The sequence below is a fragment of the Synechocystis sp. IPPAS B-1465 genome, assembly GCF_003015225.1.
Taxonomy (GTDB): Bacteria; Cyanobacteriota; Cyanobacteriia; order Cyanobacteriales; family Microcystaceae; genus Synechocystis.
Map to the genome: position 1 here is coordinate 218,710 of NZ_CP028094.1, position 18,751 is coordinate 237,460.

At 47.3% G+C, this 18,751-nt stretch carries 17 protein-coding genes; 10 read left to right on the top strand and 7 right to left on the bottom strand.

The features are described 5' to 3' along the window. Positions 1 to 32: 32 nt before the first annotated feature. The 3 genes from C7I86_RS01030 to gltD form a co-directional block, all read right to left on the bottom strand. Positions 33 to 368, bottom strand: coding sequence for a carbon dioxide-concentrating mechanism protein CcmK (locus C7I86_RS01030; RefSeq protein ID WP_010871405.1), 336 nt, complete (start codon positions 366 to 368; stop codon positions 33 to 35). A gap of 128 nt (positions 369 to 496) precedes the next feature. After that, positions 497 to 808, bottom strand: a complete 312-nt coding sequence (locus C7I86_RS01035; protein ID WP_010871406.1) for a carbon dioxide-concentrating mechanism protein CcmK — start codon at positions 806 to 808, stop codon at positions 497 to 499. A gap of 461 nt (positions 809 to 1,269) precedes the next feature. Beyond that, complete coding sequence (gene gltD, locus C7I86_RS01040; RefSeq protein WP_010871407.1) at positions 1,270 to 2,754, bottom strand: glutamate synthase small subunit; 1,485 nt, start codon at positions 2,752 to 2,754, stop codon at positions 1,270 to 1,272. Positions 2,755 to 3,032: 278 nt separating this feature from the next. Between gltD and C7I86_RS01045 the strand changes: the two genes are divergently transcribed. The 3 genes from C7I86_RS01045 to C7I86_RS01055 all read left to right on the top strand — a co-directional run bounded on the left by C7I86_RS01045 (position 3,033) and on the right by C7I86_RS01055 (position 6,097). Continuing rightward, a complete protein-coding gene (locus C7I86_RS01045) occupies positions 3,033 to 4,358 on the top strand; it encodes an ankyrin repeat domain-containing protein (protein ID WP_010871408.1) in 1,326 nt (441 codons plus the stop codon). Between the two features lie 46 nt (positions 4,359 to 4,404). Beyond that, a complete protein-coding gene (locus tag C7I86_RS01050) occupies positions 4,405 to 4,887 on the top strand; it encodes a Tab2 family RNA-binding protein (RefSeq protein WP_020861386.1) in 483 nt (160 codons plus the stop codon). Between the two features lie 145 nt (positions 4,888 to 5,032). Beyond that, positions 5,033 to 6,097 carry a linear amide C-N hydrolase gene (locus C7I86_RS01055; protein WP_223211323.1) on the top strand — a complete coding sequence of 355 codons (1,065 nt, stop codon included), beginning with the start codon at positions 5,033 to 5,035 and terminating at the stop codon, positions 6,095 to 6,097. 90 nt (positions 6,098 to 6,187) lie between these two features. Here C7I86_RS01055 and C7I86_RS01060 read toward each other — a convergent pair whose 3' ends face one another. After that, positions 6,188 to 7,654 (bottom strand): TM0106 family RecB-like putative nuclease, encoded by a 1,467-nt coding sequence (locus C7I86_RS01060; protein ID WP_010871411.1) that lies wholly within the window; start codon positions 7,652 to 7,654, stop codon positions 6,188 to 6,190. A 564-nt stretch (positions 7,655 to 8,218) separates the two neighbouring features. Here C7I86_RS01060 and C7I86_RS18885 point away from each other — a divergent pair. Genes C7I86_RS18885 through C7I86_RS01075 form a run of 4 tightly spaced genes read left to right on the top strand, consistent with a single transcriptional unit; the run spans position 8,219 to position 11,857 of the window. Next, positions 8,219 to 8,389 (top strand): hypothetical protein, encoded by a 171-nt coding sequence (locus C7I86_RS18885; RefSeq protein ID WP_010871412.1) that lies wholly within the window; start codon positions 8,219 to 8,221, stop codon positions 8,387 to 8,389. Positions 8,390 to 8,413: 24 nt separating this feature from the next. After that, positions 8,414 to 9,190 carry a DUF2092 domain-containing protein gene (locus C7I86_RS01065; protein ID WP_010871413.1) on the top strand — a complete coding sequence of 259 codons (777 nt, stop codon included), beginning with the start codon at positions 8,414 to 8,416 and terminating at the stop codon, positions 9,188 to 9,190. 43 nt (positions 9,191 to 9,233) lie between these two features. Then, on the top strand, positions 9,234 to 10,103 hold the full coding sequence (locus C7I86_RS01070; RefSeq protein WP_010871414.1) for a DUF6515 family protein: 870 nt from the start codon (positions 9,234 to 9,236) through the stop codon (positions 10,101 to 10,103). A 53-nt stretch (positions 10,104 to 10,156) separates the two neighbouring features. Beyond that, complete coding sequence (locus tag C7I86_RS01075) at positions 10,157 to 11,857, top strand: SulP family inorganic anion transporter (protein WP_010871415.1); 1,701 nt, start codon at positions 10,157 to 10,159, stop codon at positions 11,855 to 11,857. 91 nt (positions 11,858 to 11,948) lie between these two features. On the opposite strand, the gene C7I86_RS01080 is transcribed toward C7I86_RS01075, so the two are convergent. Next, complete coding sequence (locus C7I86_RS01080) at positions 11,949 to 13,130, bottom strand: proton extrusion protein PcxA (RefSeq protein WP_010871416.1); 1,182 nt, start codon at positions 13,128 to 13,130, stop codon at positions 11,949 to 11,951. Between the two features lie 168 nt (positions 13,131 to 13,298). On the opposite strand from C7I86_RS01080, the gene bchD reads away from it, so the two are divergent. The 3 genes from bchD to C7I86_RS01095 all read left to right on the top strand — a co-directional run bounded on the left by bchD (position 13,299) and on the right by C7I86_RS01095 (position 16,129). Beyond that, complete coding sequence (gene bchD, locus C7I86_RS01085; protein WP_010871417.1) at positions 13,299 to 15,329, top strand: magnesium chelatase ATPase subunit D; 2,031 nt, start codon at positions 13,299 to 13,301, stop codon at positions 15,327 to 15,329. An 81-nt stretch (positions 15,330 to 15,410) separates the two neighbouring features. Further along, the gene (locus C7I86_RS01090) at positions 15,411 to 15,599 is read left to right on the top strand and encodes a hypothetical protein (RefSeq protein ID WP_020861387.1); all 189 of its coding nucleotides are present in this window, start codon (positions 15,411 to 15,413) and stop codon (positions 15,597 to 15,599) included. Continuing rightward, positions 15,596 to 16,129, top strand: a complete 534-nt coding sequence (locus C7I86_RS01095; RefSeq protein WP_010871418.1) for a hypothetical protein — start codon at positions 15,596 to 15,598, stop codon at positions 16,127 to 16,129. The genes C7I86_RS01090 and C7I86_RS01095 overlap by 4 nt, the downstream gene beginning before the upstream one ends. A gap of 66 nt (positions 16,130 to 16,195) precedes the next feature. Here the strand turns inward: C7I86_RS01095 and C7I86_RS01100 are convergent, their stop codons facing one another. Both C7I86_RS01100 and ald read right to left on the bottom strand, forming a co-directional pair. Beyond that, positions 16,196 to 17,647 (bottom strand): aminotransferase class I/II-fold pyridoxal phosphate-dependent enzyme, encoded by a 1,452-nt coding sequence (locus C7I86_RS01100; protein ID WP_010871419.1) that lies wholly within the window; start codon positions 17,645 to 17,647, stop codon positions 16,196 to 16,198. Beyond that, on the bottom strand, positions 17,647 to 18,729 hold the full coding sequence (gene ald / locus C7I86_RS01105) for an alanine dehydrogenase (RefSeq protein ID WP_010871420.1): 1,083 nt from the start codon (positions 18,727 to 18,729) through the stop codon (positions 17,647 to 17,649). The genes C7I86_RS01100 and ald overlap by 1 nt, the downstream gene beginning before the upstream one ends. Positions 18,730 to 18,751 lie beyond the last annotated feature (22 nt).

The window sequence follows — 18,751 nt, forward strand, 5'->3', positions numbered from 1 at the left end:
GGCTTAATTGGGCTCAAAATTTATAGGGAAAATTAACGGCGGATGATGGAAGGATTAACGATTTCCCGGAACTGTTCCACCGCCTCGGTGTAGCGAATGGGTAGCACATACTCCAGGTTTTCGTGGGGACGGGCAATAATGTGGTTAGACAAAACTTCACCACCGTTTACCCGACGGATGTTTTCAATGCCAGCGGTCACTGAGGCCTGTACCTCGGACACGTCACCCCGCACAATCACGGTGACTCGGCCGCTACCAATTTTTTCGTAGCCCACCAGGGTAACCCGGGCGGCTTTAACCATGGAGTCGGCGGCCTCCACAACGGCGGGAAACCCAAGGGTTTCGATCATCCCAACTGCAATTGACATAGGTTTAAGTTACTCCCAGGGAATATCAAATCAAAAAATCAAAACTACGCTGATCAGCGTCCATTGCCCAGGCTCGGCAGTCCTGGCTATTCTGTGTAGTTGACTACCGATCGCCAAACAAAGGGGAATTAATATGTCCGAAATTGTTCAACTTCTTCGGTATAGCGAATGGGGAGGACGTATTCCAGGTTTTCGTGGGGACGGGCAATGATGTGGGTAGAAAGCACTTCGCCACCGTTGACTCGGTTAGCGGCTTCGATACCAGCGGAAACAGAAGCTTGTACTTCGGAAACATCCCCCCGCACAATCACCGTGACCCGACCGCTACCAATTTTTTCGTAGCCCACCAGGGTGACCCGAGCGGCTTTAACCATGGAGTCGGCTGCTTCTACAACAGCGGGGAAGCCACGGGTTTCGATCATTCCAACTGCAATGGACATGGGGGATAGTCTCCTAGAATCGTGAAAGTGCGGGTAAAAGTTAGCAGGCGAGTTCGACTGTGGTCAGGGGCAGAGCCGGATCTGGCCATTCCCACCAAGGGATCAAAACCCAGAACCCGATTGATTGCCTAACAGTCCACAGTAACAGCTTTGGTGAACGGAAAAATCAAGAGAATTCAGAATAGGTTTTAGCAACCCAAGATAAACCCCCGACACAAAAAGTATCGGCTCTTGACAGCTTTTCCTGCTGTTGAAGTTGAATTTAGGAGGATAAATAAAAAATTTACGGAAATTTGATTATCTACCCTATGAAAAGCATAGGAAACCTTGGGCCCTTTGACAACATAAGGGATTATGATAATTTTTAATTCGACTATTCAGCATTACTAATCAAAAATCAGGGGGCAATCGCCGCTTTTGATACACATTTGGATAGTTAATTAACCGATGGCTATGGCCACCTAGGGGAGGTCTGTTTCCCCCATTAAGTAAAGGTCACAGGCTTTGGCTGCCCCCCGACCTTCGTTGAAAGCCCAGACCACCAAACTTTGGCCCCGGCGACAGTCCCCCGCCGCAAATACCCCGGGAATACTGGTTTCATACTGACCGTATTCAGCTTTAATATTGCCCCGGGCATCTTTATCCAATTTCATTGCATCCAGCAGTTGACTTTCTGGTCCCACAAACCCCATGGCTAGCAAGACTAATTGAGCTGGTCTGACCTGTTCCGTGCCAGCCACTTGCTGGGGAATAAATCGTCCCTGCCCATCCTTTTCCCAACGGACATCGACGGTATGGACTGCTTTGACCCGCCCCTGGTCATCCCCTTCAATTTTGGTGGCAGTGGTGAGGTAACTGCGGGGATCATGGCCATAGACGGCGGCGGCTTCTTCCTGGCCGTAGTCCATTTTGTAAACCTTGGGCCATTCTGGCCAGGGGTTGTTGGCGGCCCGTTCCTCCGGGGGTTTGGGCATAATTTCCAATTGCACTAGGCTTCTGCAACCGTGGCGGAGGGAAGTACCCACACAGTCGGTGCCGGTGTCCCCTCCACCGATAATTACCACGTCTTTATCCTTGGCACTAATGAAATTCGGGCCGGGAGTTTTATCTAAAATTGCCTTAGTGTTGGCGGTCAAAAATTCCATGGCGAAGTGGATGCCTTCCAGTTCCCGACCGGCGATCGCCAAATCCCTGGGCTTAGTGGCACCGGTACAGAGCACCACCGCGTCGTAGTCCTTGAGTAGGGTTTCCGGGGGTAAATCCTTGCCAATTTCCGTATTGCAAACAAAGGTGACTCCCTCTGCTTCCAGCACGTTTAAGCGGCGTAGCACCACTTCTTCCTTATCCAGCTTCATATTGGGAATGCCGTACATAAGCAAACCGCCGGGGCGGTCTTCCCGTTCATAAACCGTTACCCAATGACCGGCTTTGTTTAACTGGGCGGCGGCGGCTAAACCAGCGGGGCCAGAACCAACTACGGCTACTTTTTTCCCCGTGCGTTTTGCGGGCGGTTCCGGCGTTACCCAACCTTCCTGCCAACCCTTTTCGATGATGGAATATTCAATATTTTTGATGGTCACCGGAGGATTATTGATGCCCAACACACAGGAGCCTTCGCAGGGAGCGGGACAAACCCGGCCAGTAAATTCAGGAAAGTTATTAGTCTTGTGAAGCCGATCTAAAGCTTCCCGCCACAGCCCCCGATAGACTAGGTCATTAAATTCCGGGATGAGGTTATTGATTGGGCAACCACTGGCCATGCCACTGATCAAACTACCGGTGTGACAAAAGGGCGTGCCGCAATCCATGCAACGGGCTCCCTGGGTTTCCACCTGCTTATCGGGCATGGTCACATGGAATTCGTCCCAATTCCTCAGGCGATCGCCGGGGCTTAACTCTTGGGGAATTTCGCGGGTATATTCCAGAAAACCAGTGGGTTTGCCCATGCTCGTAGTTACCTCTTGTGGTGGGGGCGATCGCCGTAAATAAGGGATGTAAGCCTAGTTTAAAGCAGTTCCCAACCAATGGAGGGTAACTTTTATTGAGATTTGCTGGCCATGTTGCTTTTTGTTACAAACTTCCCCTCTGCCATTGGTACAAGTTACCAACAAAAATCCCTGGTGGGGCCATGGCCAAGCCCCGAACAACAATGATATTTTGGAATATGGGGCATTCAGACGGTCAAAGGTCGAAGTATTTTTAGCAAAAAATCAGCAATCAAACCATGGTCAATCCCATTGTGGTGGCGGCTAAACAGGGTCAATGGCAACTAGTGCAAGAATATTTATTCGCTGCCGCTTCAGACCAGGTTAACCAAAGGGACGAAAGGGGGCTGACGGTTTTGATGTACGCAGTAGCATCCCTGGAAATGACCACCGTCAAACAATTGCTACAAGCGGGGGCTGACCCCAATCGCTCCCGGCCGCCCCATGGCATTACCCCCCTAATGTTGCTAGCGGGATTACAGTCCAACCCTAATAACCCTGAAAAAAATCCGGTTCAACAGGCGATCGCCGCAATGTTGATGGAATTTGGTGCCGAGGTGAATCAAGGTAATGATGACGGCACAACGGCGTTGATGATGGCGGCCTATCGCAATAATTTACCTCTGGTGGAAACTTTACTAGCTGGAGGAGCCAGAGCCAAAATCCAAGACCAGCAGGGGACAACCGCCCTGGAATGGGCCATTAAACAGCAAAATTTGTCCATGGTTCGGAAGCTAATAGAGCACCACGCTCCGTTGGACCTCAGCGATGGGGATGGTAATTTACCCTTGACCCTGGCAATAAAAACAGGCGATCGAGTAATTGTTGACTATTTACTCCAAGCCGGTGCTCCCTGGGATCAGAATGGTTGGTTCACAGCGGTGGAGGAAGGAAACGTTGATCAGGTGAAAGCTTTCATCCAGGGCGGTTATCCCCTTACCCAGGCTGGGGATGGCGGCGATACAGCCTTACACATTGCTTGTTTAGAAGGTTACCAATCCATGGTGACCATTCTGTTAGAAAAGGGCCCCAAAGATATGGTCAATGCCGTCAATCAAGCGGGGGACACGGCCTTACATTTGGCGATCGCCCAGGGACATGTGGAGATTGTGACCCAACTACTCAATGCCGGCGCCGACGGTAATTTTTCCAGCAATGGGGAACCGCCCCTCCTAACAGCCCTCACTGCCACCCATGGGAATGCCCAGACCCAAGCGGTCATGGTTAACGCCTTGGGCCGGGCAGGGGTTGACCTGGACCAAACCCTATGGGAAGGAAAAACCCCCTTAATGCTGGCAGCCATGGCAAATCTCGCTGCGGTGATTACCACCATCGCCAATTATTCTGTCCAAGTTAACCGTGGTGATCCCAACGGATCTACTGCCCTGATGTGGGCTTGCCATCGGGGCCACGGGGCGGCGGTAGAAGCCCTGCTGACTAATTTCCCCGCTTTAGACCTTAATCTCAAAAACCAGGGGGGCCAGACCGCCCTTGATTTAGCACGATTGAATCATCATGGGGCCATTGTGGCCTTGTTGGAATCCTATATTTCCCGCAGCGCTTGATTATTGGTTAGTAAATTTATTCGATCTTAATTTCTCTTTTCCCACCATGGTTAATTCCCTACCGTCTCCTCCCCAACCTTTGCCCGATCGCCTGCTGGGGGAAAGTTGGCAATTTGTCGCTCTCCCAGCCCAGGATATTTGGCCCTATTTTGGCGATCGCCCCATGCGTTATCAAGCCATGCCAGAGCATTTGTCCCCTCTCCGGCTTGGTTTAGCCGCAGATTTACCCATCCCCGGTGTGGTTATTTACGGTGGTCGCCAATGTCGTTTCATCGGTGAATGGTTGGCGGAACAACAACCCAAAAGCCTGGTTTACATTGCCGAAGATCCCCAACAATCGGGGGGATTGGTGCTTCATACCCAAAACGGCGATCGATGGGTCATGGTCACCTTTAAGGATGGGGAAATGGCCACCGCAGCGGGGGTGTTCAGTCAGCGACAACAAAAAGCCAAGGGTTTACATTTTCTCTGGCTCCAACCGGATAATTCGGGGGTGACTACCACGGGGGTCTGGTTATTGCAAAAGTAATAGAACATTAGCATTTCCATTTTCAATTAAGCTCAAAGAACCTAGAAACTAGACCATGAATTTCTGAGTTTGGGACATGGTCGGGGCGATCGCCCGATGGGCATCCCTTAAGATTGTGATGAACCCTAGACAGTTGACAAAGACAATGAATATTCAGTTTCTCGGTAACATTACAACGGCCATACTGCTAGCAGTAGTGCTACAGATTACCCTTTGGCCCTCAGCGGCCCAGGCCTGCACCAGAATTTTGTGGAATAACAATAAATTAGCTGTGGTGGTCGGCCGAACAATGGACTGGCCGGAATCCACCGAGCCCGAGTTGATGGTTTTTCCCCAGGGCATCAAAAGAAATGGAGGCATGTTGGGGGACATGTTAGTGGTTAAAGACAACCCAGCCCAATGGACTTCCAAATATGGCAGTGTAGTCACCACGGTTTATGGCATGGGTACGGTGGACGGCTTGAATGAAAAAGGACTGGGCATGCATATGCTTTACTTAACAGCGACGGATTTTGGCCCCCGCAATCCCAAGAAAGCCGGGGTACAGGCGGGACTGTGGGGACAATATTTACTGGACAATGCCGCCACTGTGAAGGAAGCCCTTGCGTTGATGAATGAGATTCAGCCGGTAATGGTTGCCCTGGATGATATGAAGGCAACGGTGCATTTAGCCATTGAAGATGCCAGTGGAGATTCGGCCATTCTGGAATACGTGGAGGGTAAGCTGGTTGTCCACCACGGCCCAGAGTATCGGGTGATGACGAACGATCCCACCTACGATCAACAATTGAAATTCTTGGAAACTTGGGATTTTACCAATGCCACCCGCCAAACTCCCTTGCCTGGCAATGTGGATCCCAAAGATCGTTTTGTTCGGGCTAGCTATTACCAGATGATGTTGCCGGAACCGAAAACTGAACAGGAAGCCATTGCTGGTATTTTGGCGATCGCCCGCAATACTTCTGTTCCTTTTGGTGCCCCCAATAATATTCCTGGTTCTCTGTATAACACGGAATATCGCACCGCCATTGACCTAACGAATCGTCGTTACTTTTTTGAGTTAACCACTAGCCCCAATGTCATTTGGGTCAACCTTGATCAACTTAATCTTGCCCCTGGTGCACCAGTGTTAAGTCTTGATCCTGATAATTTGGATCTGTCGGGAAATGTTACCGATAAATTTACTAAAGTGCTAAAAAGTCCATTTTAGAAATTTGCCTAAAAATGCCCAATAACCTCCCAAGTTTTGGGAGAAATGAGATCAAATTTTCCCAGTATTGCCCAACATCTGGTTGACTAATTAAGCCGGGCCAGCAAAAAATTTCGTTAACCAATCCTTTAAAATCCAGGTGGCTCGGCAATCATCTTCGTTATAGCGCAAAATTAATTCCAAAAATTGGCGATCGCCAGTGGTTAACCAATTGTCATACCAACAGACCGACTGATCACCGCTGGCCTGGGCATCCCGCCATTGAAAACCTAACCAACTCGCTAGGGACTTGAGGGAATAACTTTCCACCGGGCAGATCACATGGTTGACCACATAATGATGTAAATCAAAACATTGTTCGAGGATTTTTTCCCGTACTTTTGGGGGCGTTCCATAAAGTTTTCCTAATCTCTTGATTGTTTCCCTTTCATACTCAGAAAAGTGATAAATGGGAGCATTAGGATAGGTCTGGATTAACTGGACAAATTCCTGCCAAATTAAGCCTTCTTCTTCGGGATCTTTGGCCATAAAACCATAGAATTTTTCCGTTTTTTGCCCATGGTCAACCACCACTACCCCCAGCAGATAATCCAAATTTCGTTCCGGTTCCGCTTCAATGTCGAAATATAATTCCACTGGCGATCGGGGTAGGGGATAAACTTTTTTCTCCTTCGCCATGGCCCGTTTTTCCACTAAAGCCAAGGCCTGTTGTTGTAATTGTTCGGCGATCGCCGTGCCCATTAATTCGGCCACTTGCTGGGTTTGCAGTCGGGCGAGGGAATCAATGGTCAAAACCCCCACCATTTGTAATGATTCGTAGCGGCTGGGGGTAACACCGGGTACCAAGGAAAGATGTTGTTGCTCCTGGGCAATGGCGTAGCAATGGTCATACCAGTGGCAGAGATTACATCGTTGGCGAGAAATAAATACCTCTGGTTCCCGCTGATGAATTAGGGTTTGCACACAGTCGGCTAGGGTTTGGTGAAAACGGGGCAACCATTCCAACAAATCCACCGAGTAAGAATTACCCCGCCGCAAAATAATTTCTACCCAACGGGGCAATGGTCCTTGATGTACCGCCAACAACTGGGCATAGAAGGCGGCTAGAATTTTGTACTCCGGTTTTGGCCGACGACCCAATTGGATACTCACTGGCCGATATTGCCATGGCCCCCAACGGGATTCACCAGGAACTTTAACCAATAAATGGGGATGGCCCAACAGTTCCAGCATTGGTAAATGGCCGTTGTTGTCGGTGTGCAAATTGACCGGCAAACTGTGGTAAAGACAACCCCGATAGATGCAATCTACCCCCTGGGCCATTAGGGTTTTGGTTTCCTGGGCCCGTTCTTGGCCAAGATAGGTGGGGGTTTCCGGTTCCCGATAATGGGGAAATTGTTCCTCCAGAACTTCCTGGATATGTCTTTGACTTTCTTGACGCAGCTTAAGCAAAAAGTCCCGCTCCGGGCGGCGCTCCTCACTGGAGCCGTGGGTGTTGAGATAGGCCCGGCGTTGACAACGCTTATAATCCAGCAAAAGAGAGTCGGTGACTAACATATCGCCCCAACGACCACTAGCTGGCAATTATTTCGGTTTACTGTGCCCCCATGGTTACTATTCTGTCGGGGAAATTCGCTGAGATCATCCACAAAGTTCACAAATCAAAAATTTTGCCTTAGTCAACCCCCATTATTCTACGAAAATGATTAATTTATTGCCGACATGACGCCCTCTTACTGCCACCAATGGGGATGGGCTGACAGAAAAAGTACATAGCTCGGAATGGCAAATTAACTATATCCAGTTGGAACGGGGTTAATTCCAGGCAGAGATTTTGAACTGTCCATGGTCTGATATGTAGCTAATCCGGGTACAACACAATCAGGTAATTAGATCTATGGGAATCTCACTGTCGAGAAAGGTGGCGATCGCCCTTGGACTGTTTGCGAGCTGTGTCAAAAATTTTGTGTTAGTGAACGAACCCTACGTTAAGACTTGCAAGAAACTTTTGGTATTGGCTCAAAAGCCTATTTGCAGACCGACAAACTCCATAGAGCTAGACGATAATTAAACTTAGCTGCCCCGGGGCAAACCACCGTTACGGCGATCGCCTTCACAGATGTGTCAGGATTCAATCAACAGTTAACGGATCAAATGTCGGCATTTTGCCAAGTTGCTTCCCCGGTGAACGAAAAAGGGACAAAATTCGCTCCCAATCAACCAGCCCATCGGGATTACACAGCGGCAGCCATGGTCCGTACTCTTAATTGCTTAGCCGAAGGAGCTAAGTAAGAAAATTAACCTATCTAGAATTTTATGTTGAAAAATATTTTTGCCCTGACAATTTTTGGGGGAATTTTTGGGGCTTTTCCCGTCCTTTCCCAAACGCCAATTCCCCAAACCGAAGCTCCGGCGAGAACCACAGATCAGTTAGTTGATCAAGTTTGTGGTTTTATCCAGTCCCAAAAGACTTTTAGTGTAGATATGGCCATTACCTATGATGAATTATTGGAGATAGGTAGTAAAGTTCAATACAGCGCTAACCAAGCACTATTAGTGGCAAAACCGAACCGTTTACGCTCCGATTATGTCGGGGATGAACGGGTAACAAATTTTTACTACGATGGTAGGAATTTTACCCTCCAGGCTCCCAATTTAGGATTTTATAACACTAAACCGGCACCGGATACATTGGATGGTGTGTTAGATCAAATTGATAGCAAATACGGCATCACTCTGCCCATGTCTAACTTGTTTGCCAGTGATCCCTGTGAAGATTTAAAAGCAGAAACCGAAAGTAGTTTCTTTGTGGGTAATAATTTAGTGGGTAATGAAGAAACCTATCAAATTTTGCTTCAGGGGGAAAATAGGGACTTTCAGATATGGATTAGTCAGGGGGAGCAACCTGTGTTAAAAAAGGCAATCATCACCTATAAAGACTTGCCCGGAGAGCCCCAATATACAGTGGTATTTTCCAATTGGAATTTCCAGCCAGAATTACCTAGCAGTGCTTTTACTTTCACCCCAGCTAAAGACGATGTAATGGTGGAATTTATTCCCCTAGATAAACTGAATTTGCCGTCAGAAAATTAGTGATTTTAAGACTGGATCATTTCCGGTCATATCCTTTAAAACTATGGGCCCAACTATGAAATCTTTAGTGCGTCAAACTGCCTGTTTATTTTCCATTCTCATTTTAGGATTGACCCTTTTACCCATGGATTCGGCCTTGGCTAGGGGAGGCCGAGGGGGAGGTAGTCGAGGGGGCGGCGGCGGTGCTTCTCCCCGGATGAGTTCCGGTGGTGCCAATCGGAGCGGTGGGGGAATGCAAAATCGGGGCAGTTTTAACAGTAGCAGTCGTTCCCAAAGTCGGAGTTCAGGGCAGGCTAACCGCCAAAGTAACCGTCAAGCCGGCAGTCAAAGTCGTCAGGACAACCGGCAAGGAAATCAACAAAACCGTCAGAGTAACCGTCAAACGGGGAGCCAGAATCGTCAGGATAACCGTCAGGGGAACCAGCAAAATCGGCAAGATCAAAGAACTCAAAGGACGGATACCCGTCAGGGAGAACGCTCTAACCGCACTGATACCCGACAACAAGGAGCAACCGATCGCCAAAATAATCGCCAAAACTTTGTGGACAACAATAATAATTGGTACAACGGCGGTGGCTGGTATGGGGGCGGTTACGGAGTGCCACCGGGATGGGGCTGGGTCGGCTTCACCACTGGGCTCGTTTTAGGAACGGCGATCGCCACTCCTCCTCCCTATTACGACACCGTCTATGTCGGTTCTTCGTCCTATATGTATTCCGATGGGGTTTATCTCCAACCCAGTGGGGATGAATATGTGATAGTTGCACCACCAGTGGGAGCGACAGTTAATTATTTACCCGATGGTTGTACTTCTGTGAGCTTAAATGGGGGATATTATTTCGATTGCGGTGGTATTTACTATCAACCATTTTTTGAAAATGGCATAGCAGTTTATCAAGTCGTGCAACTCTAATTATTAATTAGCCTAGAAAGTATTACAAATTTTATTCCTGTTATGACTGTCCTGTGATTAAACAAATATTTCCCATTTTCCAGTGGTTACCAAATTATCATCCTAGTTGGCTGAAAGCTGATGTGGTGGCGGGTTTAACCCTTGCGGCCTATGCCATTCCCGTGGCCCTAGCCTATGGATCTTTAGCGGGATTGCCCTCTGAGGTGGGATTGTATTGTTATATGTTGGGGGCCGTTGGCTACGCTTTTTTCGGTACTTCCCGTCAATTAGCGTTGGGACCCACGTCTGCTATTTCCATTCTTGTCGGGGTGAGTTTAGCCCCCCTGGCTAACGACGATGCTGGGCGTTATTTGATTTTGGCATCTTCCACTGCGATTTTGGTAGCAATAATTTGCCTGCTAGCTTGGTTACTCAAGTTATCCCAGATTGTTAATTTTATTTCCGAACCAATCTTGACCGGTTTTAAAGCGGGGGCGGCATTACAAATTGCATCTACCCAATTACCCAAATTATTTGGTGTGCCGTCTGGGGGAAGTAACTTTTTTAGTCGTATTTGGGATTTATTCCACCATTGGCAGGAAATTCAGCCTGCAACTTTACTGGTGGGAGGTTTGGCTCTGGTTTTGCTCGTTATGGGCGATCGCCTTTGGCCATCCAAACCTATTTCCCTGATGGTAGTGATTTTGGCCATTGTTGTTATGGGAATCACAAATTTACTCGAACAGGGGGTGAAAGTGGTGGGGGAAATTCCCCAGGGTTTACCTAGTTTTGGGATGCCCCATTGGAGTTTTAGTGACCTTGATAGCCTATTGCCCCTCGCCCTAGCTTGTTTTTTACTGTCCTATATCGAAGGTATTTCCACCGCCCGTAGTTTTGCCATCAAACATCACTATCGCATTAATCCAGAACAGGAATTGTTGGCGATCGGGGCGGCTAATCTGGCGGCGGGTTTAGGGCAAGGTTATCCCATTGCCGGGGGACTTTCTCAATCGGCAGTAAATGAAAAAGCAGGGGCAAAAACACCCTTAGCAATCATTATTACTGCCTGTATTATTGCCATAGTCTTGCTGTTTTTTACCGGTCTTTTCAGCAATTTACCAGAGGCAATCCTGGGATCGGTAGTTTTAGTGGCGGTAAAAGGGTTAATTAATATTCCTGAGTTACAACATCTCAAAAAAATTGCCCCTCTGGAATTTAAGGTTTCCCTTATTGCTCTGTTCGGGGTACTTTGCTTTGGGGTGCTACAGGGGGTTTTATTAGCGGCGATCGCCTCCATTTTGTTCTTGATCCATATTATTTCTTATCCTAGTAGCGCAGTTTTAGGAAGAATTCCTGGCTCTGACCAATTTAGCGACCTTGAACGTCATCCGGAAAATTTAGTCATTTCTGGGGTATTGATTTATCGAATCAATGGACCAATTTTATATTTCAATATTAATAACATCGAAAGTGATTTATTTAACCACCTTGCTCAACAGCAAGAGCCAGTAGAGTTAGTGATTTTTGAAATGGGAACCTCCCCTGGTATTGATACTCCTGCTGCTCGTTGGTTTAAAACCTTATCGCAAAGCCTTAATCAACAGGGCATAACTTTAAAATTAGTAAATGCTAGCGGGTTCGTGCGGGATCGTTTGCGGGCAGAAGGGTTAGAAGGTGAAGTAGGAACTTTCCGACGTTTAGACACCGTTGATTCCCTGATTTCTGAGTTTAATTGCCAACGATATTCAGATTTACCCCATACCGAAAATGACTGAAGAGTGACATTTTATTTTTACTTGGTAAATATAATTTATTCACATTTGAAATTCACCAATTTATCTATCCTGTAAATACGAAGTGAGACAACTATTGTTGCATTTTCTCCAAAATAGCGACAGAGGTGGGGGACTGACGGGTAAAGTAATTAAAAATTAATAGCTTAAACAGTGAATCCAAAAATACAGGCACTGTGGCAATAAAAATATAAACGGCGTGGCGATTTTCCGGTAGTCCAAAATGGCTTGTCAAGTTTTCCAATACCACTTCCCAACCATGGGCCGAATGAAAGCCAACAAACATATCTGTTAATAAAATAAAAATGAATACCTTGGTAATATCATTTAAAGCTAAAAAAGACTGACTTAAATATTGCTGAGTGATAATGGATTTACCACGAAATACTATGATCAAAACCACAAAAGCTACTAATCCAGCAATATCAGCGAGGAGATTCACTATGCCCTGTTGACTGTTAGTGGCAGCCTGGCGGATTAATTCTTCAGCTTTCTTCTTTAGTTCTTGATGAATTTTTTCCTGGTTGAGAGGTTGATTTTCTGATAGAAGCTGTTTGATTTCTAAAGTTTCTTTATAGCGAGCAAATTCTTCAAAATAGTGTTCAATGGTCTCCTCTTGATAGTGAATTTTTTCCCAGGCAACTATATCTACTCGGAAGTGTTGTACCAAGGGGGCAAAAACTAAGTTTTTAGTCAGTATTTGAACTGTCAAAGGAATGAAAATAAGAACTATTAAAAAACGAGTGGCAATGCGTCTTTGAAGTCTGAGATTACGGAGATTTTGTAAAATTTTCTGTTCATCCTGTGCGGATAAATCCCGTTGAATATTAAAGAAGTTACTACGTTTTGGTGAGATATTGTTAATTTCAGCAGAAGATTGGGAGTCAACTTCTACTAAATCTTCAGAAAAACGATATTTGGCAATAATCTTTTCAATGGCATCCAGTTTGACAATAATTTCAGCTTCTGTTATTTGAAAATCCTCACTATTGTTCAATAAATTAGTTGCGTTAAAGCGAGCTAGATTAAACTTAATTTTTAATAATTCCCGCTCTAAAGTAGATTTGAAATAGTTGTAGGTATTAACGCCTCTTTGACTGTCAGGGGCGATTTTGCCCCCGTCAAAATAGGTTTTCTCAATGGATTCGATCGCCTGGGCACTAACTTGGGCGTTATCCAAAGCGGCGATCGCCTGGCGGACTAACCAGTGGTGGAATCGATGGTTGGGGGAACCGAGTTTTTTGTCAGGTAACATGGTGGTAGGCTCTGGGCAAAATCAAGGGGAAAGGGAGCTTACAAATCAACGGAAGGTCCACCTCAATATTCCATAACAATCCGAAAAAAGTTGCACAAGTCCAGGCCCACCGGGGATGATGTTAACTTGTTGCTCAAATCTGTTCCCCGTCGGTACTGTTAACTCTCCATGACCACCCTGACCCCCTTTATTCCCCTCAATTTCCCCATCACGGCGATCGTCGGCCAAGAGGCAATCAAGCTGGCTTTACTCCTAGGGGCGATCGATCCTGGCTTGGGGGGCATTGTTATTGCCGGACGGCGGGGCACAGCCAAATCGGTCATGGCTAGGGCAATTCACACTTTGCTCCCTCCCATTGAAATCATTAAGGGCAACCGTTACCAATGCGATCCAAAAAATCCCGGCAGTTGGGATGATGACACCCTAGAAAAATTTGCCGATGTTCCCCTGGATCAATTGGAAACCCAGGTAATTCCCGCTCCCTTTATTCAAATTCCCCTGGGGGTCACGGAGGATCGCCTGTTGGGATCGGTGGATGTGGAAAAATCCGTTAAGCAAGGGGAAGCGGTGTTTCAGCCGGGATTACTGGCCCAGGCCCATCGGGGGGTGCTGTACATTGACGAGTTGAATTTACTGGATGACCAGATTGCCAATCAGTTGCTAACGGTGTTAACGGAAGGCAAAAACCAGATTGAGCGGGAAGGCATGAGTTTTCAGCATCCCTGCCAGCCTTTATTAATTGCCACCTATAACCCCGAAGAAGGGCCGTTGCGTCGCCATTTATTGGACCGCATTGCGATCGCCTTGAGTGCGGACGGTATTTTGGGGCTGGATCAACGGGTAGCGGCGGTGGATCAGGTGCTAGCCTATGCCGATTCTCCCATTAGTTTTATTGACCAGTACGACGCCGAATTGGACGACCTAAAAACCACCATCATTCTGGCTCGGGAATGGCTCAAGGAAGTGAGTTTAACCCCGGAACAGGTGAGTTATCTGGTGGAAGAAGCAATCCGGGGCGGCCTCCAGGGCCATCGGGGAGAATTGTTTGCCATGCGGGTAGCGAAGGCGATCGCCGCTTTGGATGGCCGTAGTGATGTGCAGGCTGATGATCTGCGGCAAGCAGTGGAATTGGTGATTGTGCCCCGTAGCGTGTTGATGGACAATCCCCCGCCTCCGGAACAGGCTCCCCCCCCGCCGCCCCCTCCCCAAAATCAGGATGAAGGGAAAGACGAGCAAGAGGATCAACAGGATGACAAGGAAGACGACAAAGATAATGAACCGGAAGCGGAACAGGATCCCCCCAGCATTCCGGAAGAATTCATTTTTGATCCTGAAGGAGTAAGCCTTGATCCCTCGGTGCTGTATTTTGCCCAGATGGCCCAGAAACAAGGTAAATCCGGCAGTCGTTCCGTAATTTTTTCCGATGACCGGGGCCGTTACCTCAAACCGATTTTGCCCAAAGGAAAAGTCCGCCGCATTGCTGTGGATGCCACGTTGCGGGCCGCTTCCCCCTACCAAAAATCCCGTCGTTTACGCCATCCCGATCGCCAGGTAATTGTGGAGCAGGGAGATATTCGGGGTAAAAAGTTAGTGCGGAAAGCCGGGGCATTAATTGTGTTTTTGGTGGATGCGTCGGGTTCCATGGCGTTGAATCGTATGCAGGCCGCCAAAGGGGCGGTGATGCAATTGCTCACAGAAGCCTACGAAAATCGAGATCAGGTTTCCCTTATTCCCTTCCAGGGAGAAAATGCCGAGGTACTATTGCCCCCCACCCGTTCCATTGCCATGGCCAAAAAACGGCTGGAAACTTTGCCCTGTGGCGGTGGTTCTCCCCTTTCCCACGGCTTGATGCAAGCGGTCAATGTGGGTATGAATGCTAAACGATCCGGGGATATTGGGCAGGTAGTAATTGTGGCCATTACCGATGGTCGGGGTAATATTCCCTTGGCCCGTTCCCTGGGCGATGAAATTCCCGAAGGAGAAAAGCCTGATATCAAAGCGGAATTGTTAGAAATTGCCGCCAAGATTCGCGGTTTAGGGATGCAATTGTTGGTGATCAACACCGAGAAAAAATTTGTTTCCACTGGCTTCGGTAAAGAATTGGCCCAAAAAGCCGGGGGCAAATATTATCAACTCCCCAAAGCCACTGACCAAGGTATTGCCTCCATGGCCCGCCAGGCGATCGCCGACATGCAATAGAATAAACTGACAAAATGTGCATTAAGTAACATCCCCTTTAGCTCGAAGGTTCAAGGTTGCCTCCACACAACTCAATCATCGATGAAAGATGAAATTAAACAAGTTAATGATGTCGCCAAGCAATTTAAGATGTCAAAAGTCCAACGCAAGGAATTTGGCCGATTTTTGGAAAAAAAGAAACAGGAAGGAAAGGGAGGAACAAAAAATGGACGGGGAGATTTTACTTACCCAGAATTAGAACAACAAGCCAAAGAGTTTCTAAAATCATGAATATTTCTTTTATTTCTTCGACAAATACATCCCCTCAAAAACTTGATCAACGTTATTTAAATAAGCTAATTAATTTGCAGATAAATGGTAAAATTTGCTGGCAAGCTCATCTAGGTTATGGGCAAGAATTATGTCTAGAAATTGGTCAAAAAATTCCCTACTCTTCTCCTAGGCTTCAAGGCGAATCCAAAGGTGAATGGCAGTTTGGGACTAGAGCCTCAGACTGGTCTATTATAACTGCCGGCAAAAGGCCCTGTTTCTTTGTCAAATCATCAGAAGATGAATCAATAATTAGGAGTAAGATAGAAAAACTTAATAATCAGGTCGTTAAAGGCATTAGAATTATCAACTATTCCCCAGGTTATTGCTACTGTTTTAATTTAGGTCATTATGATCTTTTGATTCCCGACCAAAATAATGATGATGGTTTATCTTTATGGGAATTGTTTATACCCGAGCCCGATCGCCTTGTGTTGGAGGTATTTCCCCATCTGAGATTTCAACTACATTCCCAAGATGAAAGTGCCTGAAAGTTCGGTGATCGCCTACGTATGAAAATTTTAATCACAAATTATTTTCAACTTATTAATTTTGGTTTAATTCACCACAGCCAAATGGGTTAATTCCTCACTAGCTAAACCGCTGATGGTACCCCCTAAATTTAAAACTTCTGTCAAAAAGGCGATCGCCTCCGGGGTGATAATTTCTCCGGGAACAAGGACGGGAATACCGGGGGGATAGGGGCAAAGCAGACCAGCACTAATTTTCCCAATCGCTTCATTAACGGTTACCGATTTTTGGGCAGCATGGGCCGCTCGGCGGGGAGTCATAGCCAGAATAGTACCGGGTAAGACGGGTAAAGTTAGGTGAAAAGGTTGTTGAGGATTCGTAGGTGCTAACTGGGTTAAAGCTTCCAATAAATGTCCTAAATCCTGGGCTTGATTGCCAATACTAACGATAAAACTTAACTGCCTTAGGGTGGGCAATTCCGCTGTAATTTGAAACTTTTCCCGTAACAAATCATCTACCTCAAATCCTGACATTCCCCAGGCAGTGACATCGACGGTAATGCGGGTGGGATCGAGGATTAAAGCTCCGGGCAAAGGTTTGGTAATTTCTAATAAAGTTAACCCAGGAATTTGACTTAATTGTTGTCGATAATGGAGGGTAAAATTCAATAATTCCGCCATCTTTTCTCTGCCGCCATTGGCCATTTGGTGCCGCGCATCATCGAGGGAAGCCAATAAAACATAATTGGGACTAGTGGATTGAATTAATTGCAAACATTGACTAATTCTTGGGGGATTAATTAAGTTTCCTTGGCCATGGATCATGGCACATTGACTCAAAGCTCCCAGCATTTTATGGGTGGATTGGATGACAATATCCGCCCCTAATTCTAAAGCCGGTCTGGGTAAGGATGGATGGAAAGCAAAATGGGCACCGTGGGCTTCATCAACAATGACAGGTAGGTTAACTCTATGACTTAATTTAATTAATTTTTGTAAGTCCCCCACAACACCGTGGTAGGTAGGATTGAGCAAAAATACTGCTTTTGCATCGTCATGTTCTTGCAATGCTTTACTTAAAGTTTCCTCCGTCACCCCCAAAGCCAAATCCCAATCGGGGTTAACCTCCGGTTCCAAAAATATTGGCACTGCCCCAGCATGGATAATGCCGGCGATCGCCGCTTGGTGAACATTCCGAGGCAAGAGAATTTTATCCCCATCCCCACAGGTGGCCAAAATTGCGGCCACAATACCGGCGGTGGAACCGTTAACAGAAAACCAAGTGTGTTCTGCCCCCCATAAATCCGCGGCTAACTCCTGAGCTTTGGCGATCGCCCCGGTGGGAGCAAAGAGATTATCTAATTCCGGCAATTCCGGCAGATCAGCTTGGAAGAGGTTTGGCCCCAACCATTGTTTAAAACTAGGGGAAATACCCTGACCCCTTTTATGGCCCGGCGCATAAAAAGGCGTATCCGGTTGTTGAGCTAGGGCTTTTAACGCATTGACCAGGGGCAAATCTTGTTGATTGAGGTTGACCATTACAAATCAGGAAATACCGTTTTTACCGCCCCTTGCACCAATTTTCCGGCTTGAACATTGACTCCTTTCGCCAACGGCAAATCATTTTCCCAAGCCTGTTCCCCCAGATTGGCCAATTTCAACACATAGCGCAATGTACTATTATTCAACGCTTGGGTTGCTGTCCAGGGAGTGGCTCCTGGCATATTGGGAATGCCCACATGAACTACTTCTGCTTCGATGTAACTGGGTTGACTATGAGAAGTTACCCGCAAAGTCTCCACACAGCCCCCTTGGTCGATCGCCACATCCATAATCACCGCCCCTGGCAACATTTGCTCCACTTCCTGGCGGGAAACCAACACTGGGGCCCGCTTGCCTGTGATCAATACTGCGCCGATGAGCAAATCTGTATGGGGCAACAGGTCTTCGATTTGGCTGGCATTGCTGTAGCGCAGATCCACCCGGGAACCGAACAGTTCTCCCAATTGGTTTAAACGGTCTACATTGATGTCTAGGATGGTCACCATGGCCCCCAGTCCGATCGCCATTTTGGCCGCCTCTGTACCGACTACGCCACCGCCGAGGATAGTTACTTGTCCGGCCTTGACTCCGGGTACGCCTCCCAACAGAACTCCCCGGCCTCCCTGTTGTTTTTCCAAATAATGGGCACCCATCTGCACCGCCAATCGTCCGGCAATGCGGCTCATGGGGGCCAACAATGGCAATTGACCATCAGCCAATTCCACCGTTTCATAGGCGATCGCCGTAATGCCAGATTTAATTAGAGCTTCGGTGAGGGTACGTTCCGCTGCCAAATGGAGATAAGTGAACAACAACTTAGGCAAAGTTAAATATTCATACTCTTCAGGGAGAGGCTCTTTCACTTTCACCACCAATTCCCTGTTCCAAGCCTCTTTGGCAGTGGCAACTAACTCAGCTCCCGCCTTTGCGTAGGCTCCATCGGGGAAGCCAGACCCGACTCCGGCCCCTTCTTCCACAAATACTTGATGGCCCTGGCTCAGCAATGCCCGTACACTACTGGGGGTCAGCCCCACCCGAAATTCCTGGTCTTTAATTTCCTTGGGAACACCAATTTCCATACCAATCTCTGCAAGGGGGATA

Bases quoted from the DNA above. Each gene is read 5' to 3' on its own strand.
- C7I86_RS01035 (WP_010871406.1), bottom strand. From the start codon at position 808: ATGTCCATTGCAGTTGGAATGATCGAAACCCGTGGCTTCCCCGCTGTT.
- C7I86_RS01060 (WP_010871411.1), bottom strand. From the start codon at position 7,654: ATGTTAGTCACCGACTCTCTTTTGCTGGATTATAAGCGTTGTCAACGC.
- C7I86_RS01055 (WP_223211323.1), top strand. From the start codon at position 5,033: ATGAATATTCAGTTTCTCGGTAACATTACAACGGCCATACTGCTAGCA.
- gltD (WP_010871407.1), bottom strand. From the start codon at position 2,754: ATGGGCAAACCCACTGGTTTTCTGGAATATACCCGCGAAATTCCCCAA.
- C7I86_RS01030 (WP_010871405.1), bottom strand. From the start codon at position 368: ATGTCAATTGCAGTTGGGATGATCGAAACCCTTGGGTTTCCCGCCGTT.
- C7I86_RS01090 (WP_020861387.1), top strand. From the start codon at position 15,411: ATGAAAGATGAAATTAAACAAGTTAATGATGTCGCCAAGCAATTTAAG.
- C7I86_RS01100 (WP_010871419.1), bottom strand. From the start codon at position 17,647: ATGGTCAACCTCAATCAACAAGATTTGCCCCTGGTCAATGCGTTAAAA.
- C7I86_RS01070 (WP_010871414.1), top strand. From the start codon at position 9,234: ATGGGCCCAACTATGAAATCTTTAGTGCGTCAAACTGCCTGTTTATTT.
- C7I86_RS01095 (WP_010871418.1), top strand. From the start codon at position 15,596: ATGAATATTTCTTTTATTTCTTCGACAAATACATCCCCTCAAAAACTT.
- C7I86_RS01065 (WP_010871413.1), top strand. From the start codon at position 8,414: ATGTTGAAAAATATTTTTGCCCTGACAATTTTTGGGGGAATTTTTGGG.
- ald (WP_010871420.1), bottom strand. From the start codon at position 18,729: ATGGAAATTGGTGTTCCCAAGGAAATTAAAGACCAGGAATTTCGGGTG.
- C7I86_RS01050 (WP_020861386.1), top strand. From the start codon at position 4,405: ATGGTTAATTCCCTACCGTCTCCTCCCCAACCTTTGCCCGATCGCCTG.
- C7I86_RS01045 (WP_010871408.1), top strand. From the start codon at position 3,033: ATGGTCAATCCCATTGTGGTGGCGGCTAAACAGGGTCAATGGCAACTA.
- bchD (WP_010871417.1), top strand. From the start codon at position 13,299: ATGACCACCCTGACCCCCTTTATTCCCCTCAATTTCCCCATCACGGCG.
- C7I86_RS01080 (WP_010871416.1), bottom strand. From the start codon at position 13,130: ATGTTACCTGACAAAAAACTCGGTTCCCCCAACCATCGATTCCACCAC.